Source organism: Pseudomonas sp. D47 (assembly GCF_045447305.1).
Classification (GTDB): domain Bacteria; phylum Pseudomonadota; class Gammaproteobacteria; order Pseudomonadales; family Pseudomonadaceae; genus Aquipseudomonas.
The window spans coordinates 51,968-70,832 of the sequence record NZ_JBJGXU010000031.1; the positions used below are offsets into that span (position 1 = coordinate 51,968).

The 18,865-nt window shown below is 61.3% G+C and carries 12 protein-coding genes; 2 read left to right on the forward strand and 10 right to left on the reverse strand.

Translation table 11 applies throughout. The annotated features are described in order from the left end of the window. Positions 1-72: 72 nt before the first annotated feature. A complete protein-coding gene (locus ACI77I_RS19785) occupies positions 73-297 on the forward strand; it encodes a YgdI/YgdR family lipoprotein (protein WP_094950574.1) in 225 nt (74 codons plus the stop codon). 56 nt (positions 298-353) lie between these two features. Here ACI77I_RS19785 and ACI77I_RS19790 read toward each other — a convergent pair whose 3' ends face one another. From ACI77I_RS19790 to ACI77I_RS19835, 10 genes are all read right to left on the reverse strand, one after another. After that, positions 354-1,784 carry a lipase gene (locus tag ACI77I_RS19790; RefSeq protein WP_263275073.1) on the reverse strand — a complete coding sequence of 477 codons (1,431 nt, stop codon included), beginning with the start codon at positions 1,782-1,784 and terminating at the stop codon, positions 354-356. Positions 1,785-2,028: 244 nt separating this feature from the next. After that, positions 2,029-5,136: an autotransporter domain-containing protein gene (locus ACI77I_RS19795; RefSeq protein WP_406998235.1), complete on the reverse strand. Its 3,108-nt coding sequence runs from the start codon at positions 5,134-5,136 to the stop codon at positions 2,029-2,031. 166 nt (positions 5,137-5,302) lie between these two features. Beyond that, positions 5,303-8,260, reverse strand: coding sequence for an autotransporter domain-containing protein (locus tag ACI77I_RS19800; protein WP_406998236.1), 2,958 nt, complete (start codon positions 8,258-8,260; stop codon positions 5,303-5,305). 30 nt (positions 8,261-8,290) lie between these two features. Continuing rightward, entirely contained in the window at positions 8,291-9,625 is a 1,335-nt protein-coding gene (locus ACI77I_RS19805) for a TolC family outer membrane protein (RefSeq protein ID WP_094950578.1), read from the reverse strand. A 2-nt stretch (positions 9,626-9,627) separates the two neighbouring features. Continuing rightward, positions 9,628-10,941 (reverse strand): HlyD family type I secretion periplasmic adaptor subunit, encoded by a 1,314-nt coding sequence (locus ACI77I_RS19810; RefSeq protein WP_094950579.1) that lies wholly within the window; start codon positions 10,939-10,941, stop codon positions 9,628-9,630. Next, positions 10,938-12,692 carry a type I secretion system permease/ATPase gene (locus ACI77I_RS19815; protein ID WP_094950580.1) on the reverse strand — a complete coding sequence of 585 codons (1,755 nt, stop codon included), beginning with the start codon at positions 12,690-12,692 and terminating at the stop codon, positions 10,938-10,940. The genes ACI77I_RS19810 and ACI77I_RS19815 overlap by 4 nt, the downstream gene beginning before the upstream one ends. Positions 12,693-12,794: 102 nt before the next feature. Continuing rightward, a complete protein-coding gene (locus ACI77I_RS19820; RefSeq protein ID WP_094950581.1) occupies positions 12,795-13,163 on the reverse strand; it encodes a protease inhibitor Inh/omp19 family protein in 369 nt (122 codons plus the stop codon). Positions 13,164-13,213: 50 nt separating this feature from the next. Further along, complete coding sequence (locus ACI77I_RS19825; RefSeq protein WP_406998237.1) at positions 13,214-14,647, reverse strand: serralysin family metalloprotease; 1,434 nt, start codon at positions 14,645-14,647, stop codon at positions 13,214-13,216. Between the two features lie 367 nt (positions 14,648-15,014). Then, a complete protein-coding gene (locus ACI77I_RS19830; protein ID WP_242149252.1) occupies positions 15,015-16,118 on the reverse strand; it encodes a P1 family peptidase in 1,104 nt (367 codons plus the stop codon). A 9-nt stretch (positions 16,119-16,127) separates the two neighbouring features. After that, entirely contained in the window at positions 16,128-17,492 is a 1,365-nt protein-coding gene (locus ACI77I_RS19835; RefSeq protein WP_263275070.1) for an APC family permease, read from the reverse strand. Between the two features lie 199 nt (positions 17,493-17,691). Between ACI77I_RS19835 and ACI77I_RS19840 the strand changes: the two genes are divergently transcribed. Beyond that, positions 17,692-18,477, forward strand: coding sequence for a response regulator transcription factor (locus ACI77I_RS19840; RefSeq protein WP_406998238.1), 786 nt, complete (start codon positions 17,692-17,694; stop codon positions 18,475-18,477). Positions 18,478-18,865 lie beyond the last annotated feature (388 nt).

Genomic DNA, 18,865 nt, shown 5'->3' on the forward strand with positions numbered 1-18,865 from the left:
ACATTTGCGGCCCGCCCCATACGCAGCGGGACTTTCTAGAGTAAAAGCTTTCCAAGGTTAAAGGTAAGGGTTATGAACATGAAGAATTTGGGTCTGCCACTGGTTGCACTCACTTTTCTGCTATTGACCGGTTGCTCAACGCAAACCGTGGTGACATTGCAAAATGGTACGCAGTATTTGACCAAGGACACCCCAAACACCAAAACAGCCGATGGCTTCTACGAATTCACCGATATCGCCGGCAAGCACGTGCGCGTCAAGGCCGATGACGTGGCGACGGTACGCAACGGAAAGTGATAACAAACAGCCCCGCAGATGCGGGGCTTTTTGTTGCAGGCTTCAGTAACGGTTGATCAGCCGATCACTACGCCATCCGTCCACAGGCCGCCATGCCCGACGCCGACCAATGTCACCGAGTCGGCGCCAAACGTGAGCACCGTGTCCGCGCCGACCACCTTGGCGTGGTCGCGCAGGTCGGTGCTCCCTTCCACGTCCTTGAACACCAGCTTGTCGGTGGGCTGGTAACCAATCACGCGGTCGTTGCCAAAGTGGCCACTGAACAGAAAGGTGTTATGCCCACTGCTGTCGCGGATCGTGTCATTGCCTTTACCGCCCTCGATAAAATCGGCGCCCTTGCCGCCCTGGATCAGGTCGTTGCCGTTACTGCCGATGATGAACGTATTGCCCTTGTGTGGTTCGGCATTGCGGTTCAGGTCCTGCACCCAGGTGTTGGCCCGCGCCGGGTCGGACAGGTTGGCGACGATCACCGTGGAGTCGCGGGTCATCTGGTCGTAAAAGCCGGACTCGAGGATGCGGGTCATCCCGTCGCCATACGCCGTGGGTAAGTGCGAGACCCAGGTCGGCAGGTTGACGATGGAAAACGGGAGCACATTCCACAAGGTCGAGGCGTAGTGGTCGTTGAAGTTGACGATGTTGTCGGTCGTCGACTCGTGGGGTTTGTCGTGCACGCCCAGGGACGACAGGTTGAACGACGAGCCGTTCAACGCGCGGAACACCGGGTCGTTTTCATAGCCGATATTAAGCACCTTGTCGCTGGCGCTCTGGGTTGGCGAGGCGTAGGCCACGTAGTTGGAGTCCTTGTAGAACCCCGACCATTTATTGCTGCTCAAATCCGCCATGCTGTTGACCGCCAGGCCGCCCAGGCTGTGGCCGCTGACCACCACGTCCTTGCCGGTCAGGCCATGGGCGCCGGCAAAGTCGGCGACGTTCTTGAGCAAACCACTAAAGGCTTCACCGGCGTAGTTTTTCGCGTAATCCTTGGGGCCCAGCGCTGCAAGCAAGTCGCTGATCAAGTCGCCGATGGAGTCGCTGATCAAGGTTTCCCGCGGCCCCGAAGTGCCACGAAAACCGATACCGATTTCCAACAATTTGCCGGCGTCATCGTACTTGCCGAGCACTTCGACCTGCGCGCTGGTGTAGCCGGCCTTTTCACCAAAGAACGTGCCCCGCGCATCAACCTTGCCACCGTACCCGAGGGCGCTGGCGCTGATCGGCGTCCACCCGGCTTTCTGCACGGCCCCAAGCGCAGCTTTTTCCGAGTCGGGGTTCCACGCAATGCCCGGAATCAAACCTTGTGAGTCCGTGCTGCCGAGCAACGCACCGACCAACGTGGCCGGCAGCCCGAGCCCCAGGCCGTAGTGCTGATAACCCACGGCAAAGCCGTTATCGAGGTTGTGATAGGCATACAACGTGATCGCCATGGCATCGGCGAACAACGCTTTGGAGCCCTCGGTTCCGAGGTTTTTATAGTCAAAAATTCCCATGGTACTGCCTCTCTGTTGTTGGATTTGTAGAGAAAGCGAAAACACCTTTTAACTGCGGGCTTGCCTGCAATGACGGCCTCCAGGCCAACGAAAATCTCCCTGTTACCTCTCAATCCAATTGTGGAAGCGGGCTTGCTCGCGAATGCGGTGAACCAGCCAATGAATCCATCAACTAACACACCGCTTTCGCGAGCAAGCCCGCCCCACATAAAACCCGGCCCCACATTCAGCAGGTCGTGCTTGTTTAGAACGCCCAGTCCAGGCTCAACCCCACCCCGTGCACTTTCTCCTTACTGGCCAGCAGCCCGTTGTAATCAAAGTTCAACCGCGCATCCTTGCTCAACGCCAGGCTCACGCGCGCGCCTACCAGCGCCGCATCACGCACCATCGGTGCACTTTCCACCGCAAACGAAGGCCCACCCGAGGCAAACGCCAGGTGCTGCTGCGAATCGGTGCTGCTCAAATTGTGCTGCCAACCCAAGGTGCCAGACACTTCCAACTGCTGGTGATCATTCACATTGAAGGTCTTCAACGCGCGCACACCCAGGGTGCTCAACACCACATCGCGCGTGTCGTCATGACCTTTCAACGCTGCAGCATCACCCTTCTCGGTAAAACCATCGGTATTGAGATGCACGTACGCCAAGTTGGCAAACGGCTCCAGGGCCAGCGGTTGCAGGTTGACGCGGTACGCCGCCTCACCGAACACCTGGGTGCTGCTCGCATCCACTTTGACTTTTTGCTTGCCGGCCACTTCACCGTATTGCAGGTCGCGCTTCACATCTGCACGGTGCCAGCTGTAGGTCGCGCCGCCGGTCAAGCGCCAGGCGCCGATCTCATGCCCGGCGTACGCGCCGAAGTGGTAGCTGTCCACCGAAGCACGGCTATGGCTGCCGTCGCCCATGTTCAACGAGGTGTCGCTGTAGCCGGCGACTAAACCGATACGGGTCGCTTCGTCCAACGCACCATCAACCCCGGCGAGCATGCCGCCCAGTGATGTGGTGTAGCCCGTTGTGTCGCTGCGGCTGTCGGTCTTGCCCCACGCGCCCAGCGCCTTGACCCATACGTTGCCACGGCTGTCGACAGTCTGGCTGCTTGCGCCCATCTCACCATTGCGCAGGCGCTCGCCCACTGCTTCACGCACGTAACGGCTGTCGTTGACCAGTGCGCTCTGCAACGCCGGGTAAATTTCACCCGACAGTTGCTTGAACGCGCCTTGTGCCGAGGCCGCATTCGGCGCCAGCAGCAGGCTTTCGTACACCGCATTGCCCGCGCCCAACTGCTCGGCAGCCGCCGCGACCGCGCGCTGGTTCGGCGTAGCCGCCACACTGGCGAAGCTGTTGGTACGCGCCACGTCCAACTGCACACCGTTGGCCGCATAGTTCAACGTGCCACCAATGAACAGGTAATTGGGCAGTACCGCACCAAAACTACCGGTAATGCCGCCAGCGGCTTGCAGGATGTTGTACTGGCGACCCACCAGGCTCTGGGCCTGCGCGTTGGTCAGCAGCGTCGGACTGTTTTCCAGGGCCAGGGTCACGGTGCCGCCGTTGAGCGTGGCCGTGCCACCGGCAACGATGCGGTCGCTGCTGGTCGGCGACAACTGCACCGCGTAGGTCGAGCCGGCGTCGAAGGTCACATTGCCCGCCACGTTCAGCGTGCCGATGGAATTACCCGGCGCCACGGTGCCGCCGCTTTTGGCAGTCAGCGAGCCGATACGCCCCGAGCCACCGAGTACGCCGCGCTGGCTGACCGTCACGTCGGAGGTGACCGAGCCATTGATCGCCAGCAAGCCTTGATTGACCAGGGTCGGGCCGCTGTAGGTGTTGTTGCCGGTGAGCACCAGCGCGCCGATGCCCTGCTTGGTCAGGCCGCCATGGCCGGCGATGTTATTGCTCCACACGTCCAGCCCGCAGTGCACGTCGGTGCACAGGCGCTGGGTCGGTTTGCCGGCATCCACCACAGCGCCAATCCCTGGCAAATCCGCAACGAATTGCCCACTGCCATACGCGCCGTCGATGCGGAACTCGGCCGGAATATCCTCGGCGGTGATGAACATGCCAGGGCCGTTGACCGCCTTGCCCAGGTTGATCATGCCCCAACCGTACAGCGAGTCGATGCCCGGCGCGCCGAGGTCGGTGGCGGTGGTTTTCAGCACGGTGGAGACCTGCTCGCCGCTCATGTACGGGAAGCGTTCCATCAGCACCGCCGCAGCGCCCGCCACATGCGGCGCGGCCATGGAGGTGCCATTTTTGTTGGCCCAGTCGGTGGTGAGGTTTGAAAGCTCGGTGCCGTTGATGATCGAGCTGTAGATCTTGGTGCCGGGCGCCGACACGCAGAAACTGGCCGCATAACCGCAACGCGTCGAGAAGGTGCTGATCACATACGGATCGGCGCTAGCGGTGTCCGGGTTTTGCTGCAAGGCCGCGACCGACAGCCAGTTCGGCGCGATCTCCGGCACAAAGTACGCGAGGCCCGATATCGCATCCGGGTTGTTGCGGTTGTAGTCGTTACCGGCGGCAAAGATGGTCAGCACGCCGCTGCGAGCCGCGTCGATTGCGCCCTGGTAAGCGCCACCGGCAATCGTGCCGAGGATCGGCCGGATATTATTGAACTGCGCCTGCGCTTCATTGACCGTGAAGTTGGGAAACGCCGGATCGCGGCCGCCCTTGGCATACTGGTCACCGATGCCGATGCCCCAACTGTTGTTGATAATCCGTGCGCCGCTGGCCACCAGCCCGTCCCAACCGGCTTTGTACACAGCGCCGTCGTTGCCCAGAATGATCCCGTCTTCCGGGCCCGGGTCGCCGTTTTCCGCCGTGATGATTTGCGCATTGAACGCTACGCCATGCATCGGCCCGCCATCGCGGTTACCGGCGGCAATCCCGCCGACGTGGGTGCCGTGGTTACCCAGCTTGCCGTTGGAGTCCTTGGACGGCGTGCCGTCGTAGCGGAACGCATCGCCGGCCTTTACCGGAATATACGGGTCGGTGTATTGGCGAATGCCCTCGGTGACAACCGTCACCACCTTGCCGGGGCTGTTGAATTCCGGGTGCTGGGCGTACACCGGTTGGTCGAAGATCCCCAGTTTGACGCCCTTGCCGGTGTAGCCGGCGGCATAGGCCGCGTCTGCATGCACCGCGCCCAGGCCCCAGTCGGCCTTGAACTCATTGCTGCGCCAACTGGCAGCGTCGCCCAACTTGCCGGTTTCCACATAGGGTGCGGCCTGGGCGGTATCCAAGCTTGCCAGGCAGCACAGCAACGCACCGTATGGCACGCAGCTCAAAGCCTTGAGCGGGTAGCCCGGGCCGGTGTGAGTGGCGGTGATTAACCCTGACGTACGTTTTTTCACGGTGACCTTCCTTAGTTTTCTTATTGCACTTTTTTGGAAATCCAACCCGATCGTTCCCATGCTCCGCGTGGGAATGCAGCCCAGGGCGCTCTGCGTCCAAAGCGTGACGCAGAGCGTCACATAAGGCATTCCCACGCGGAGCGTGGGAGCGATCATCGTCTTGAACTCAGAACTGCCAGTTCAGGCTCAACCCCACGCCTTGGGTTGTCTCGCGCCCACCCAACTGCCCGTGGTAATCGAGGTTGACCCGCGTGGCCTTGCTCAGCGCCAAGCTGGCCTGCACCCCAACCAACGCCGCATCGCGCAGTAACGGCGAACTGCGCACGGCAAATGAAGGCCCGCCAGCGACAAACGCCAAATGTTCTTCCGATTCAACCGCGGTAAGGCTGTGCTGCCAGCCCAGCGAGCCGGACAGTTCCAGCTGCTGATGGTCATTCAACGGCAGGGTTTTCAATGCGCGCACACCGAGGGTGCTGAGCACCGCATCGCGCCGATCACGGCCACGCTCCAGCGCAGCGGCGTCGCCTTTTTCGTGGAATGAATCACTGTCCAGGTGCACATACGCCAGGTTGGCGAACGGCTCCAGCGCCAGCGGCTGCAGGCGAATGCGGTACGCCGCCTCGGTGAACAGCTGGGCCGTGCGTGCGTCCAGCTTGGTCTTTTGCTTACCGCTGACTTCACCGTATTGCAGGTCACGTTTCACATCGCCGCGATGCCAGCTGTAAGCACCACCGACGCTCACGCGCCAGTCGCCCAGCTCGCGCCCGGCATAGGCGCCGAAGTGATAGCTGTCGATGGACGCCGAGGAATGTGTGCCGCTGCCCAGGTTCAACGAGCTGTCGCTGTAACCGGCGACCACACCCACGCGGGTCTGCTCGTCCAGCGCGCCATCAACGCCAGCCAACAGGCCGCCGATAGACGTGGTCGAGCCTGCCGTTTCGCTACGGCTGTCGCTCTTGCCCCAGGCCCCAAGCGCCTTGAGCCACAGGTTGCTTTCGCCGTTCGCGGGCACATGGCGCAAGCGCTCGCCGACTGCATCGCGCAGTTGCAGGCTGTCGTTGATCAGCATCGCGCCAATCGCCGGGTAAATTTCGCCGGACAACTGCTGCAAGCCTTGCCGAGCGGTGGCAACGGAATCGGACTGCAACAGGCTTTCATACACCGGGTTGCCCTCGCCCAGCTGCTCGGCAGCGGCGCCGACAGCGCGCTGGTTACGGTTGGCGGCGACGCTGGCAAAGGTCGCATCGTTGCGCCCCACGTCCAGTTGCACGCCGTTGGCCGCATAGTCGAGGGTGCCGCCGAGGAACAGGTAGTTGGGCAACACCTGACCAAACTGGCCCTGGATACCACCCGCCGCTTGGAGGATGGTGTACTGGCGGCCGATCAGGCTTTGCGCCTGGCTCTGGCTCAGCAACGTAGGGCTGTTTTCCAACGCCAGGGTGACGGTGCCGCCGCCCAGTACGGCTTTGCCACCGGCGACAATACGGTCGCTGCTGGTGGGCGTCAGTTCCACGGCATAGGTGGAACCCGCGCCCAGGTTCACATCGCCTGCCACGTTCAAGGTACCCACGGAATTGCCCGGTGCCACGGTGCCGCCGCTGTTCACCGACAAGGCGCCGATACGCCCTGAACCGCCGAGGGTGCCGCTGTCGTTCACGGTCACCGCCGAGGTCAGCGAGCCGTTCACCGCCAGCAGGCCGCCATTTACGCTGGTCGCGCCGCGGTAGGTGCTGTCGCCGCTGAGCAGCAAACTGCCGGCGCCGGATTTGATCAGGCTGCCTTCATACACGCGGTTCGCGGCGGCTTGGTCACGGGCGCTGCCGACCGCGTAGTCGGTCTGGTCCTGTTGGCTGGCAGTCGCGCCCACGCCGTTTTGCCAGCCCTTGTCGATCAGGGTTTGCTGCCAGGCCGTGTGCTCGGCGCGGTCTTCGGCCTGGCGCTGGAGCAACGCCTGGTCGGAGATGCCATTGCTCCACACATCGCCCTGCCCGGCCGCCAGGCTGACGTTCATCGGGCCGAGTAATTGCCCCGGCCCGTGCATCGCCCGGCCGAGGTCCGGCACGCCCCAGCCCACAGTGGTGTTGGGGGCCTGGGTGATCGAGCCGTCGAGTTGCGTGGCGGTGGTCAACAGCACCTGCAACGCCTGCTCGTTGTTCATGTACGGGTAGCGTTCCATCACCAGCGCCAAGGCGCCCGTGGCGTGGGGTGCCGACATCGAAGTGCCGGACTTCACGCCATAGCCGCCACCAGGAACCGTGCTGTTGATCAGCGCGCCGGGCGTGGAAATACACCAGTACTTGGCGATGCCGCACTTGTTGTATTTCTGGTTATTCGCCTTGTCCAGGCCCGACACGGCCAGCCAGTGGCCTTCCAGTTCCGGCTGGAAATACGGCAGCGCCGAACGCACGCTGGCGTTCGCGTAGCCGCTGTTGCCGGCGCTGAACACATTGATCACGCCGGCCTTGGCCACGTCCGCCGCTGCGTCCAGCCAGGTGCCCTGGTTGTAATGTTGGCCGTAGGCGGCATGCAGGCCGCCGAGGGTCTGGTAGCTGACATCCGAAGGCTGGCTGCCCCAGCTGTTGTTGATGGCGCGCACGCCGGAATCCACCAGCGCGGTGTACACCGCCTTGAAGTATTTGGGGTCCGGGGTTGGGCCGAACAAGAAGCTGTCATTGGCGTTGGTGTTGCCCACGTAGAGTTGCGCGTTGTAGGCCACGCCGTGCATGCCCACGCCGTCGCGCGCCGCGCCCATGGTGCCGGTGACGTGGGTGCCGTGGGAATCGTTGTTGGGGTTAAGCGCACCCGTGGTGCTGAACGGGCTGCCATTGACGTAAGTGCCAGTGGCCGTGACTGGGTGGAAGCGGTCTTTGGCGGCTTCCGGGTGATCAGCATCGAACCCGGAATCCAGCGCGCCGATTTTCACCCCGCTGCCGCTGATCCCGGCGGCGTAGGCCTCATCGGCCTTCATGCGACCCAGGCCCCAGTCGCTCTGAAACTCAGCGGACCGCCAGCTGGCGGGGTTACCCGGTAAACCGGTCTCGGTGTATTGCGCCTGTGCCGCAACGGACAACAGCAGCAAGGAGCCTGCGGTAAACGGTTTGAAGCGGGATGAGTCGGTGATCATCTAAACCCTCCTTATTGTTTTTATACGTGCTCATTTCACCGGGCCGAAGGCCTCATCGACTTTCGCCAGGTCGGTGTCGCGCAAGTTGCCCGCGTAGTAGTGCAATTTGGTCCAGGCCATCAAATAGTCGTACCGCGCCTGGGCCAGGTCGCGGCGGGTGCTGTAAAGCTGCTGCTCGGCGTTCAGCGCATCGAGGTTGACCCGTTCGCCACCGAGGATGCTTTGCTTGGTCGACACCACCAGCGCCTCGGCCGAGGTCAGGGCTTTTTGATACGCACGCAACTTGCTCACCCCCGACAGGCACGCACTGAATTGGCGGCGCAGCTCGATCAGGGTTTCGCGGGTCTTGCCTTCCAGCTCGTACTCGGCTTGTTCCATGCCGCGGCTGGCTTGGCGGGTGGACGCCGAGATGCCGCCACCGGCATACAACGGCATGCTGACTTCAATGCCAATGGTGTTGGTGTCATAGCGCTGGTTGTAGGTGTTGCCGCTGTCGGACTCCTGCTGACGCGCGCTGGCATACGCGGTGATCTTTGGCAGGTGCCCCGCGCGGTTGCGTTCCACTTCATAACGCGCCACTTCCACGGCCTGACGCTGGGAGGCGAGCGTGGGGTTATTGCTGATCGCCAGTTCATGCCAGGTGTCGTAGTTGGCCGGGGTCAGGGTGAAGGCGGAGAAGCTTTGGTTCAGCGGCGCCAGGTCTTGGATGTTGACGCTCTGCACACCGATCAACGCGCCCAGTTCGCGCAAGGACGCATCCTGCTCATCCAGCGCCTGGATCTCTTCGGCGGTGGCCAGTTCATACCGCGATTCGGCTTCGAGAATATCGGTGCGCGTGCCCTCGCCCTGCTGGAACAGGTGCTGGTTTTGCTGGAACTGTTGCTCGAAGGCCTTCTTTTTCGCGCGGGCGATGTCGATCTGGTCCTGGGCGAACAACGCCTGGGTGTAATAGCTCAGCACTCGCACCAGCAACGCCTGGCTCTTGTCGCGAAAGCTTTCATCGGCAAACAGCGACTGGGCCACGCCCTTGCGGTAGTTGGCATAGGCTTCGTAGTCGAACAACGGCTGTTGCAGGCTGAAAGTCGAGCCGTAGCTGTTGTAGTTGCGGTCATCGCGGTACGTACCGCCGCGCCCGTCCGGCAAATGCGCCTCGGAGTTGTTGCGGCCTTTGTTGTAGTTGTACGACAGCCTGGGCAAGAGCCCAGCGCGGCCGATGGTGCGGTTTTCGAGGCCGGCGTCGCGCTCTTTGATCGCGCCGAGAAACACCGGATCGTTGCGCAAGGCTTGCTCATACACATCAAACGGGCCCATGGCGGCTTGGGCAGAGCCGCAAATCAACATCAGTGAAATGAACACAGGTTTCATGCTCATTCCTCAGTCAACGCGGAGCCGGCGCGATCGAGCAGCGGCTTGAACAGGTAATTGAGCAACGAGCGCTCGCCGGTGCGCACGAACATCTCGGCGGGCATGCCCGGCTTGATCACCAGGCCGTGGAGTTTTTCCAGTGCGGCCTCGCTGACCGTGGTGCGCAGCACGTAGTACGGCTGGCCGGTTTTTTCATCGAGCATCTGGTCAGCGGAAATCAGGCTGACCTCGCCTGGTACACGCGGCGTGCGGCTCTGGTTGAAGGCGGTGAAGAGGATATCCACCGGCAGGTGCGTGCCGACCTTGTCCACCAGGTGCACGGGCAAATGCCCTTCGACTTCCAGGCGCGTGCCCTGGGGCACGATTTCCAGCAGGGTTTCACCCGCACGCACCACGGCGCCTTCGGTGTGCACGCTGAGGTTGACCGCAATGCCATCGGCCGGCGCGTTGATTTCACTGTGCTGCAGGTCGAAACCGGCCGAAGTCAGTTGCTGCTCCAGGGTCAAGCTACGCAGTTGCGCGTCGGCCAGTTGGCTGCGCACTTCCTTCTGATACTCCTCGCTGTGCTGCTGCAGCTTGAGGCGTGATTCAAGGATGCCCTGCTCCACGCGGCCGCTTTCACCGGCGTTCTGCGCCAGGTCCTGTTGCACCTGGGACAGTTGGCGCTGGTAATCAAGCAAGCGATTGCGCGGGATATAGCCGTTGTCGGCCAAGGGCTGCAGGTTGGCCAGTTGATCGCGCAGGGATTGGGCCTGGGCGGCCAAGTCACTGCGGGCGCGGCGCATGCCATTGAGTTGCGACGTGGCGCCGTCGATATTCGCGCGAATCCCGGCTTGTTCACGGGAAAACGCCTCGCGGCGGCTGCTGAACAGTTGGCGCTGGCCTTCAAGTACCAGGGCCAGGGCCGGCTCGGGGTTGGCGCTCAGTTCGGCCGGAAAGGTGATGCTGGAATGGTTGTCGCGCTCGCTCTGCCAGCGCGCCACGCTGGCCCAGGCCATGCGGTACTGGGCTTGCAGCGATTGCACATCGGCCTGGTTCTGGGTCTGGTCGAGGCGAAACAGCGGCTGGCCCTGTTTGACCCACTCGCCCTCCTTCACCAGGATCCGGCTGACCACGCCGGGGCTGAAGGTTTGCACGGCCTTGCGCTTGCCCGACACCACCACCGTGCCCTGCACCGGGATGCCTTGGTCCAACGGGGCCAGGCTGGCCCAGAGAAAGAAGCCGCCGGCGCCGACAATGGTCAGCAGCCAGCCCATTTTTACGAAAAAACCGGCGTCGCGTTGTTCAAAACGAGGCTCAACAGTAAGGCTGCTCATGCGCCTGGATTCCTTCCGGCTTGGTACTGACGGCTAAGGCTCACACCGGCCTTTTCTCGTGGTGCTTCCTGCTGCTGGCCCGACAACGCGCGCAGCACTTCTTGGCTCGGGCCGAAGGCCTGCAAGTGGCCTTCGCTGAGCACCAGCAACTTGTCGGCCTGGGCCAGTGCCGAGGAACGGTGCGTGACCAGCACCACGCTGCTGCCCTGGGCTTTCATCTGCACGATGGCGCTGGCCAATGCGGCTTCGCCGACGGTGTCGAGGTTGGAGTTGGGCTCATCCAGCACAATCAAGCGCGGGCCGCCGTACAGCGCGCGAGCCAGGGCCACGCGTTGCTTCTGGCCGCCGGACAGGCCGCCGCCGTTGTCGCCCAGCACAGTGTCGTAGCCTTGCGGCAGGCGCAGGATCAGTTCATGCACACCGGCCTGTTGCGCCGCTTGCACCACAAGCTGCGGGTCGGCGTCGCGAAACCGCGCAATGTTGTCGGCGATGCTGCCGCTGAACAGTTCGATGTCCTGGGGCAAGTAGCCGATATGCGGGCCGAGGTCATCACGGTCCCAGCGGTGAATGTCCGCACCGTCCAGGCGCACGGTGCCGGCCAGGGTTGGCCACACGCCTACCAGCACGCGGGCCAGGGTGGATTTACCCGAGCCCGACGCGCCGAGCACGCCAAGCACTTCGCCCGCGCCGAGGCTGAAGCTGACCTGATGCAAGGTCGCCATGCGCCGCCCGGGTGGGCCCGCGCTGACCTGTTCGAAACTGACCTGGCCCTTGGGTGCAGGCAGCGCCATGTGTTCGACTTCCGGCGGGAATTCACGCAGCAATTCGTCGAGCCGCTGGTACGCCAACTTGGCCGAACTCCACTGCTTCCACACCGCAATCAACTGGTCGATGGGGCTGAGCACGCGGCCCATGAGGATGGAGCCGGCGATCATCATCCCGGCGGTCATTTCGCCCTTGATCACCAGGAAGGCACCCAGGCCCAGCACCAACGATTGCAGGCACAGGCGCAAGGATTTGCTCAGCGAGGTGATCACCGAGCCGGTGTCGCTGGCCTTGTTCTGATAGCCGAGAAATTGCGAGTGCACCACGAACCAGCGCTTGCGCAACGCGCCGAGCATGCCCATGGCCTGGATCGTCTCGGCGTTGTGCAGATGGCTGGTGGCCAACTGGGTCGACTGCTGGGAAAAACCGCTCGCCTCGCCCAACGGCTTTTTGGTCAGGTATTCATTCAGGCAGGCCAGCGCGATCAGCAGCACCGCACCCGCCGTGGCCAGCACGCCGAGCCACACGTTGAAGAGAAAAATCACAAACAGGTAGATGGGAAACCACGGCGCATCAAAAAACGCGAACAGCGCAGGTCCCGTGATGAATTGGCGGATCGCGGTGAGGTCGCCCAGCGATTGCCCGGCGTGCCCCTGGCCACGTTGCAGGTTGCGTTCAAACGCGGCTTTGTAGACGCGCAAGTTGAAACGCCGCTCCAGCTGGCTGCCGATGCGGATCACGATAAAACTGCGAATGACTTCCAGCGTGCCGATAAACGCGAAGAAGCCCACGACCATCAGCGTCAACATCACCAGGGTGGTTTCATTCTGGGAGGACAACACACGGTCATACACTTGCAGCATGTAAATCGACGGCACCAGCATCAACAGGTTAATCAATGCGGTGAAAAAGCCGATACTGATCAAAATACTCTTGTATTCACCCAACGCCCTGAATAAGGGCGCAACCGCATGGGACTTCGCCATATCTTCTGATCTTCCCTGAAGCAAATTACGCACAACAGTTGCCCGAACCCTGGACAAGGGCGGCCAACTATTAAAATCGAGTTATATGCTTATAACTTTTAATTAAGGTGTTCGTTGCAGCACAACTTCCGGTATCGACGCCGTGTGGCCTTTATATTCACCGTCTTTTTCACGATTTAAATGGATAATGCCGGTGCCTTGGGCATTCATCAGCCAGATGCCGTCCGGGGTCGGCAACCAAGTCAGGGGTTTATCCCCCAGCCATTGTTCAGCGCAGACGACATCACCGGCCAGCGCGTTCGGCTGGTCCAACAGGTCCAGCGCGCACACCTGATCCTGCTGGTGCAACTGCCAGTGGCCGGCCAACTGGGCGGTGGTGGGTAAAACAAGACTGCTAGCCATTGCATGGGCTCCTGCCGACACGAACAACACCTGCGAAGCACAGGCGATCAAATGAGAAAAACGCGGCATTTTCTGCTCCATCCTAGAGCGCGGCGCCGGAGCGCCGCGCGCTTTTTACATCACGCTACGATGTCGCTGGCAACTGCCTGGCCAACGGTGGTGACGAGGAAATCCGCCACGCCGTGCCCGGAGAAGTCCACGGCCAAGGTGCCCAGGTTAGTACCCGAGGCATAGCTCAGCACAGCGTCGCCGGCGTGGCCGGTGAACGCGTTGACGAAGGTCAAGCCTGCACCTTTGGTGATGCCGGACAGGTCGATCTTGTCCGAACCCGAGGTGAAGTCAAAGATCTTGTCGGCAGCACCAGGCTTGGAGTCGGAGCTGGCACCGAACACGAAGGTGTCATTGCCGGCGCCGCCCCACAGCTGGTCCGCACCGCCACCGCCGTAGATGATGTCGTTGCCGGCACCGCCTTTGATGAGGTTGGCTGCGTTGTTACCAATGATCAGGTCGTTGCCCGAACCACCGAACGCGTTCTCGACGGTGACGCCCTTGGCGATGGACACGTTGCCCACCAGGCCGCCAACGTCGGAGAACGAGGCCTCATTGAGGTTGATCTTCTGGTTCTGGGTAAAACCGGAGAAGTCCAGGGTGTCGTTGCCGCCACCGTCCCATACCGAGAACACCAGCTTGTCGGCACTGGATGTGGCGCTGTAGAAATCACGCCCGGTGTTGGAGTTGAACCCGTAAGTGGTGTCACCGGCGCGGGTGTTGTAGTTGGCACCGTAGAGCTTCTGGATCGCGGCGATGTCGTCGATCAGCGGGCCTGAGGCGTAAGCTTCGACGCCGCCTTTGGTGAAGTTCTGGTTGGTATTGCTCTCGCTCCAGTAACTCATGACGCTGTAGCCGCGCGTGTCCTGTCCATAGTCCGCGTTTTTGTAGGTCGGGTTGCCGGTCCCGGCGTTGTAGTCGCCAGGGTGCGCCAGGCCCAGGGTGTGGCCGATTTCGTGGGTCAGGGTCTGCCGGCCATAGTTGTTCAGGTCCGGGGCCTTGTTCGGCGTGTAGCTGCTGTTGGTCAGGTACCACGACGTGCCGTCGTAGCCTGCGCCGGTGCCGGGCAGGTAAGCGAAGGCTGCAGCGCCGGCCTGGCCGCCGCTGTAGTTGCCGAAGGTCATGTGTGTGTCACCGCCCGAGGCGCTTTCGGTAAAGCTCACGTTGGCGACATCCGCCCAAGATTGCATGGCCAATACGGCCTGTGCTTTCTGCTGGGTGTTGAACTGGCTGAACCCGGAGATGCCATGCTTGTTCATGGTCGCCGAGCTGGCCGAGGTGAGGAAGGTGTAGGTCAGATCAATCTTGCCGTTGTGGTTCACGTCCTTGTAAGCGGCGCCATCGCGCAGCAGGTGGTCCGCTGCCTGGTCCACGGTAAAGGAGGGTTTGCCATTCACCGTGAGGTTGCCGCCACGGTCATACTGATGGCTAAAACTATCGATTTGCGAGTAAGCAGTGCTGGCTTGCGCGGCAGACACGATAGCTTTGTCTTTTACTTTTGACATAAACGTACTTCCTTGTTTGCAAGTGCATCAGTCTTTGGTCGATAGGAACCTCGCGGACGAGATCGTCCCATCACTCACCTCTTTTGAAGGCGTATCGAAACTGACACAACTTGAAATCTTTCGTCTACACATATTTCCGCAGCGAAAATGTTACACAGATTCAACTTAAGGAAGACCCGGGCAGTGTTTATTGGGGGCAATTGCTTTTGCCCATCGGCGGCGCACTGGGTGTTATTTAAATATTAAATACAGGTAAAGCCGCTCTAATTGAGCGGCCCACTTAAATAGTGGATCCACTATATTGTCACGGTGTCATTGGCAACATTAAAGAGCCACTACTTAGACTATTAATTAATGTTGTCCCCTATTACCGGGCCACACTCCAGCCGCTCTTGTGTAATGCCGCTAATAATGTCTCGCTCGCAAGCCCCGGCACCTTGACGCCTTCGTCGGTGCTCATGGCCTCGCCGGCCAGTATAGCGTTGATGATCGCCTCCTCCACCGCCTCCGCCGCCGCGCTGAACAGCGGCGAAATATGGTCGTTATTGACCATCTGCAACGCGGTGCTCAACGGCAAGCCTTTGCGCCCGTAATCCGCCGGTGGCAGGTTCTGGTTGCCGGTGGCGAACGCCAGGAACAGATCGCCGCTGGAATCCTCGGTGCCGCCACCCGTGCGCGCAATGCCAATGGCGGCGCGCTGCGCCAGGCGCTGGCACTGGTGCGGCAATAACGGTGCGTCGGTGGCGATGATCACCACAATCGAGCCCATGCCCGGCGTACCGCGCTCGGCAAACGGTGAAGGAATCTCCATCAAATGGCGGCCCACTGGGTAGCCATCGACCCGCAGCTCCTGGCGCTTGCCATGGTTGGCCTGCACCAGCACGCCGACGGTCCAGCCGCCCTGCGCGGCTGGCAAGCGCCGCGACGCGGTGCCGATGCCGCCCTTGAACTCATGGCAGATCATCCCGGTGCCACCGCCCACCGCGCCCTCCTGCACCGGCCCGCTTTCGGCATTGTCCAGTGCCTGGCGCACATGCTCAGGCTTGACGTGCTGACCCCAGATATCGTTGAGCAGGCCGTCATAGGTTTCCATCACCACCGGCATGCACCAATACACCGCCGGGTCCGCCAGGCGCTCGCGCTCCAGGGCGATCAAGGTGTCACGCACAATACCGATGCTGTGGGTGTTGGTGATCGCCACCGGCGTGGTCAGCAGCCCCGCCTCGCTGATCCACTCAAGGCCGGTGGCATCGCCGTTGCCATTGAGTACGTGGTAGCCGGCAAAACACGGCTGCTGGCGCGCCTCACCCGCGCGCGGCTGCACCAGCGTGACGCCGGTGCGCACCTGTTTGCCGTCGATACGCGTCTTGAGCGTACTGTGGCCGACCCGGACACCGGGAACATCGGTGATGGCATTCAATTCGCCGGGCGTGCCCAGCCCCAACGTGATGCCCATTTGACGTGCGCGCATACCCACTCCTTACAATTTCTGATACGCCGGACTCGACCGGCCACTGATGCAATACAAAATCACCGACAACGCCAGCAAGCCGATGATGATCATGATGTCGCGCATGGACGCCGCAGCGATCAGGGTCACCAACAGGTAGCCCGCGCCCAGCACGGCCAGCAAAGCCGGCAACGGCCACAACGGCATGCGATAGGGATGCTCGCGATCACGCAGCAACACCCGGCTCATCAGCGCGCTCAGCGCCACCACCAGGTACACCAGCATGATCAGCAACACACTGAACGAGGTCAGGTCCGCCAGGTTGGAGCTGAAACTCAGCAGCGCCGAGGGAACCGCCAGGAACAGTGTCGCCAGCCACGGCGAGTCCCAGCGCGGGTGGATCCGCGTAAACAGTGTGTTGATGCGCGGCGTCCACAGCGCGTCGCGGCCACTGCTGAACACCACGCGGCCAATCTGGATAACGATAGCCACAATCGCGTTGAACACGGAGAGGAAGATCCCCGCGCTGACCAAGCGCGACAAGGTTTCATTGCCATGGCTGGTCAGCAGGTAACCGATAGGGTCCGGGCTGCTGATCATCGCGCTCAGCGAGGGCGCGCCGATCAACAGTGCGGCGATCGGTACCAGCTCGATCACCACCACCAACCCCAGTGACCACAGCACGGCCTTGTGCACGCCTTTGCCGCCGCACTTCATGTCTTCGGCCAGCAATACGGCCGGGCCGTAACCGTTGTACGAGAACAGGCCGATGCCGACGGCACCGACCACCAACGCCCACGGCGCCAGGTGCAACACGCCGTTTTCGACGATTTGCGGCTCAAACAGCACGCTGGCCGGCTGTACCGGATTACCGAAGCCGATAAACACGATTACCAGCAACGCCGCGACTTCCAGCAGCAAGCACGTGCCGGTGATCCAGGCATTGAGCTTGATATTGAGGATGCCCAAGGCGTAGCTGCACACCACGATCACCAAAGCGACGGTTTGTGAGTCGAATTGGGTCCCCAGGGCAGTGTTCAGGTAGGTCGCGGCGCCCGTGGCCAAGACCGGTGGGATAAACAGCAACATCACCAGCACGGTCAAAAAGGTCGCATAACCGGCCATGCCGCCAAACACCCGCTTGGCGTACACATACTCACCGCCGGCGCTGTTATGCGCGCGGCCCAGTTCGGCGTAACAGAAAGCGAACATCAGCGCGAGCAAGGCGGCCATCACAAACGCGAGGAATACACCGCTGCCCGCTTGCTGGATGGCAAACGGCGCAATCACGAACACGGAACTGGCCGGCGTGACCGCGGAAACGGTGATGGCCACTACATCGAAAACGCTTAGGGTGGGTTTGAGCACGCCATTTGGCGCGTGGGAAGCACTCATATCGTTATCCTCTGTCGTTGTTTTTGGTAGGAGGCAGAAACGAAAGGTCGGGCTTTTGCGGGATATGTTTCCCACTGGATGACGGCAAAAGTAAACGCTGCGTTTACGCAGGCCAATTCCCCTATTGGCGTACTCCCCTTGACGGTACGCGTTAAAAGCCGAACCCTTGGCCGATCTTTTGCTGGCGGGAGCCTGTTACATGAGCCTGTTCAGAGAGGTCAGCATGCACGCAGGCCTGGGCCGCACCGTCGCGCACATCGGCACCGAACGGTTCTGGAAGCAGTTGGTGCTGTTACTGCACCAATGCCTGCCGTTCGATAACGCCCTGGCGATTTTCTACCCGCTGGATGGCCCGCCCCAGGCCTTGGAAGAATACGACGCCCAGCCCAGCAGCAAACCAGCGTCGATGCTGGTGTACCTCAATGGCTTGTATTTGCTCGACCCGTTTTACCAGGCTTGCCGCGAGGGCTATGCCAGTGGCGTGTACCGCCTGGAGGAAGTGGCGCCGGACCACTTTCGCCAAAGTGAGTACTTCCTCAACTACTTCCACGACAACGTTCTGGAAGACGAGGTGCAGTTCATTCTGCAATTGCCGGGTACGGGGACCTTGTCATTGTCGCTGGGCATGCAGCGCCGCTTCAGCTGTGAACACACCGGGCTGATGACCACGCTGGCGGCGTGGGTGCTGCCGTTGATGCAGCAGCATTGGCAGCAAAGCACCCAACGCGCACCGGCCATGGACAGCCAGATCCGCGATGCGCTGAGCCATTTCGGCAGCGGCGTGCTCTCGGACCGCGAACTGGAAGTCGCACGGCTGGTGCTGCGCGGGTTCTCGTCCAAGGCCATGGCTGAACGCCTGAAGATCTCGCCGGACACGGTGAAGGTGCACCGGCGGCATCTGTACGCGAAGCTGGATATTTCGTCACAGCCGGAGCTGTTTTCGTTGTTTATCCAGTCGTTGGGGCATGATTTGGAAAATCCCTGATTGCGCGCGCGTTTGTGATGAGCAGGCCGATTTTGGCTGGCGAGCTTCTTTAGGCGAGCGGGCTTGCCCGCGAAAGCGGTGGGTCAGTCAACATCCATGTTTGCTGGGCCGACGTCATCGCGGCATAGGTATCTACACATCTTTTTATGGGTTGAATTCTTTGGTTTTCGCGGGGGCGCGGGGTACATATCCGTTTCTGCGGTAACGGCTGATATGGGTTCCGCCCTTACGGCCAGCCCTTTCAAGGTCTTTGGAAAAAGCCTCAAAAAATGATCATTTTTTGACCAAGAGAGATGCTGACTGAACCAAATTCAACTCGTTTTTTTCTTAATTTCAGCCTGGAATTGGCGTAGGACGCGATTTAGGCAAAGACCTTGAAAGGGCTGGC

Bases quoted from the DNA above. Each gene is read 5' to 3' on its own strand.
- ACI77I_RS19800 (WP_406998236.1), bottom strand. From the start codon at position 8,260: ATGATCACCGACTCATCCCGCTTCAAACCGTTTACCGCAGGCTCCTTG.
- ACI77I_RS19830 (WP_242149252.1), bottom strand. From the start codon at position 16,118: ATGCGCGCACGTCAAATGGGCATCACGTTGGGGCTGGGCACGCCCGGC.
- ACI77I_RS19810 (WP_094950579.1), bottom strand. From the start codon at position 10,941: ATGAGCAGCCTTACTGTTGAGCCTCGTTTTGAACAACGCGACGCCGGT.
- ACI77I_RS19820 (WP_094950581.1), bottom strand. From the start codon at position 13,163: ATGCCGCGTTTTTCTCATTTGATCGCCTGTGCTTCGCAGGTGTTGTTC.
- ACI77I_RS19790 (WP_263275073.1), bottom strand. From the start codon at position 1,784: ATGGGAATTTTTGACTATAAAAACCTCGGAACCGAGGGCTCCAAAGCG.
- ACI77I_RS19835 (WP_263275070.1), bottom strand. From the start codon at position 17,492: ATGAGTGCTTCCCACGCGCCAAATGGCGTGCTCAAACCCACCCTAAGC.
- ACI77I_RS19785 (WP_094950574.1), top strand. From the start codon at position 73: ATGAACATGAAGAATTTGGGTCTGCCACTGGTTGCACTCACTTTTCTG.
- ACI77I_RS19805 (WP_094950578.1), bottom strand. From the start codon at position 9,625: ATGAAACCTGTGTTCATTTCACTGATGTTGATTTGCGGCTCTGCCCAA.
- ACI77I_RS19815 (WP_094950580.1), bottom strand. From the start codon at position 12,692: ATGGCGAAGTCCCATGCGGTTGCGCCCTTATTCAGGGCGTTGGGTGAA.
- ACI77I_RS19825 (WP_406998237.1), bottom strand. From the start codon at position 14,647: ATGTCAAAAGTAAAAGACAAAGCTATCGTGTCTGCCGCGCAAGCCAGC.
- ACI77I_RS19840 (WP_406998238.1), top strand. From the start codon at position 17,692: ATGAGCCTGTTCAGAGAGGTCAGCATGCACGCAGGCCTGGGCCGCACC.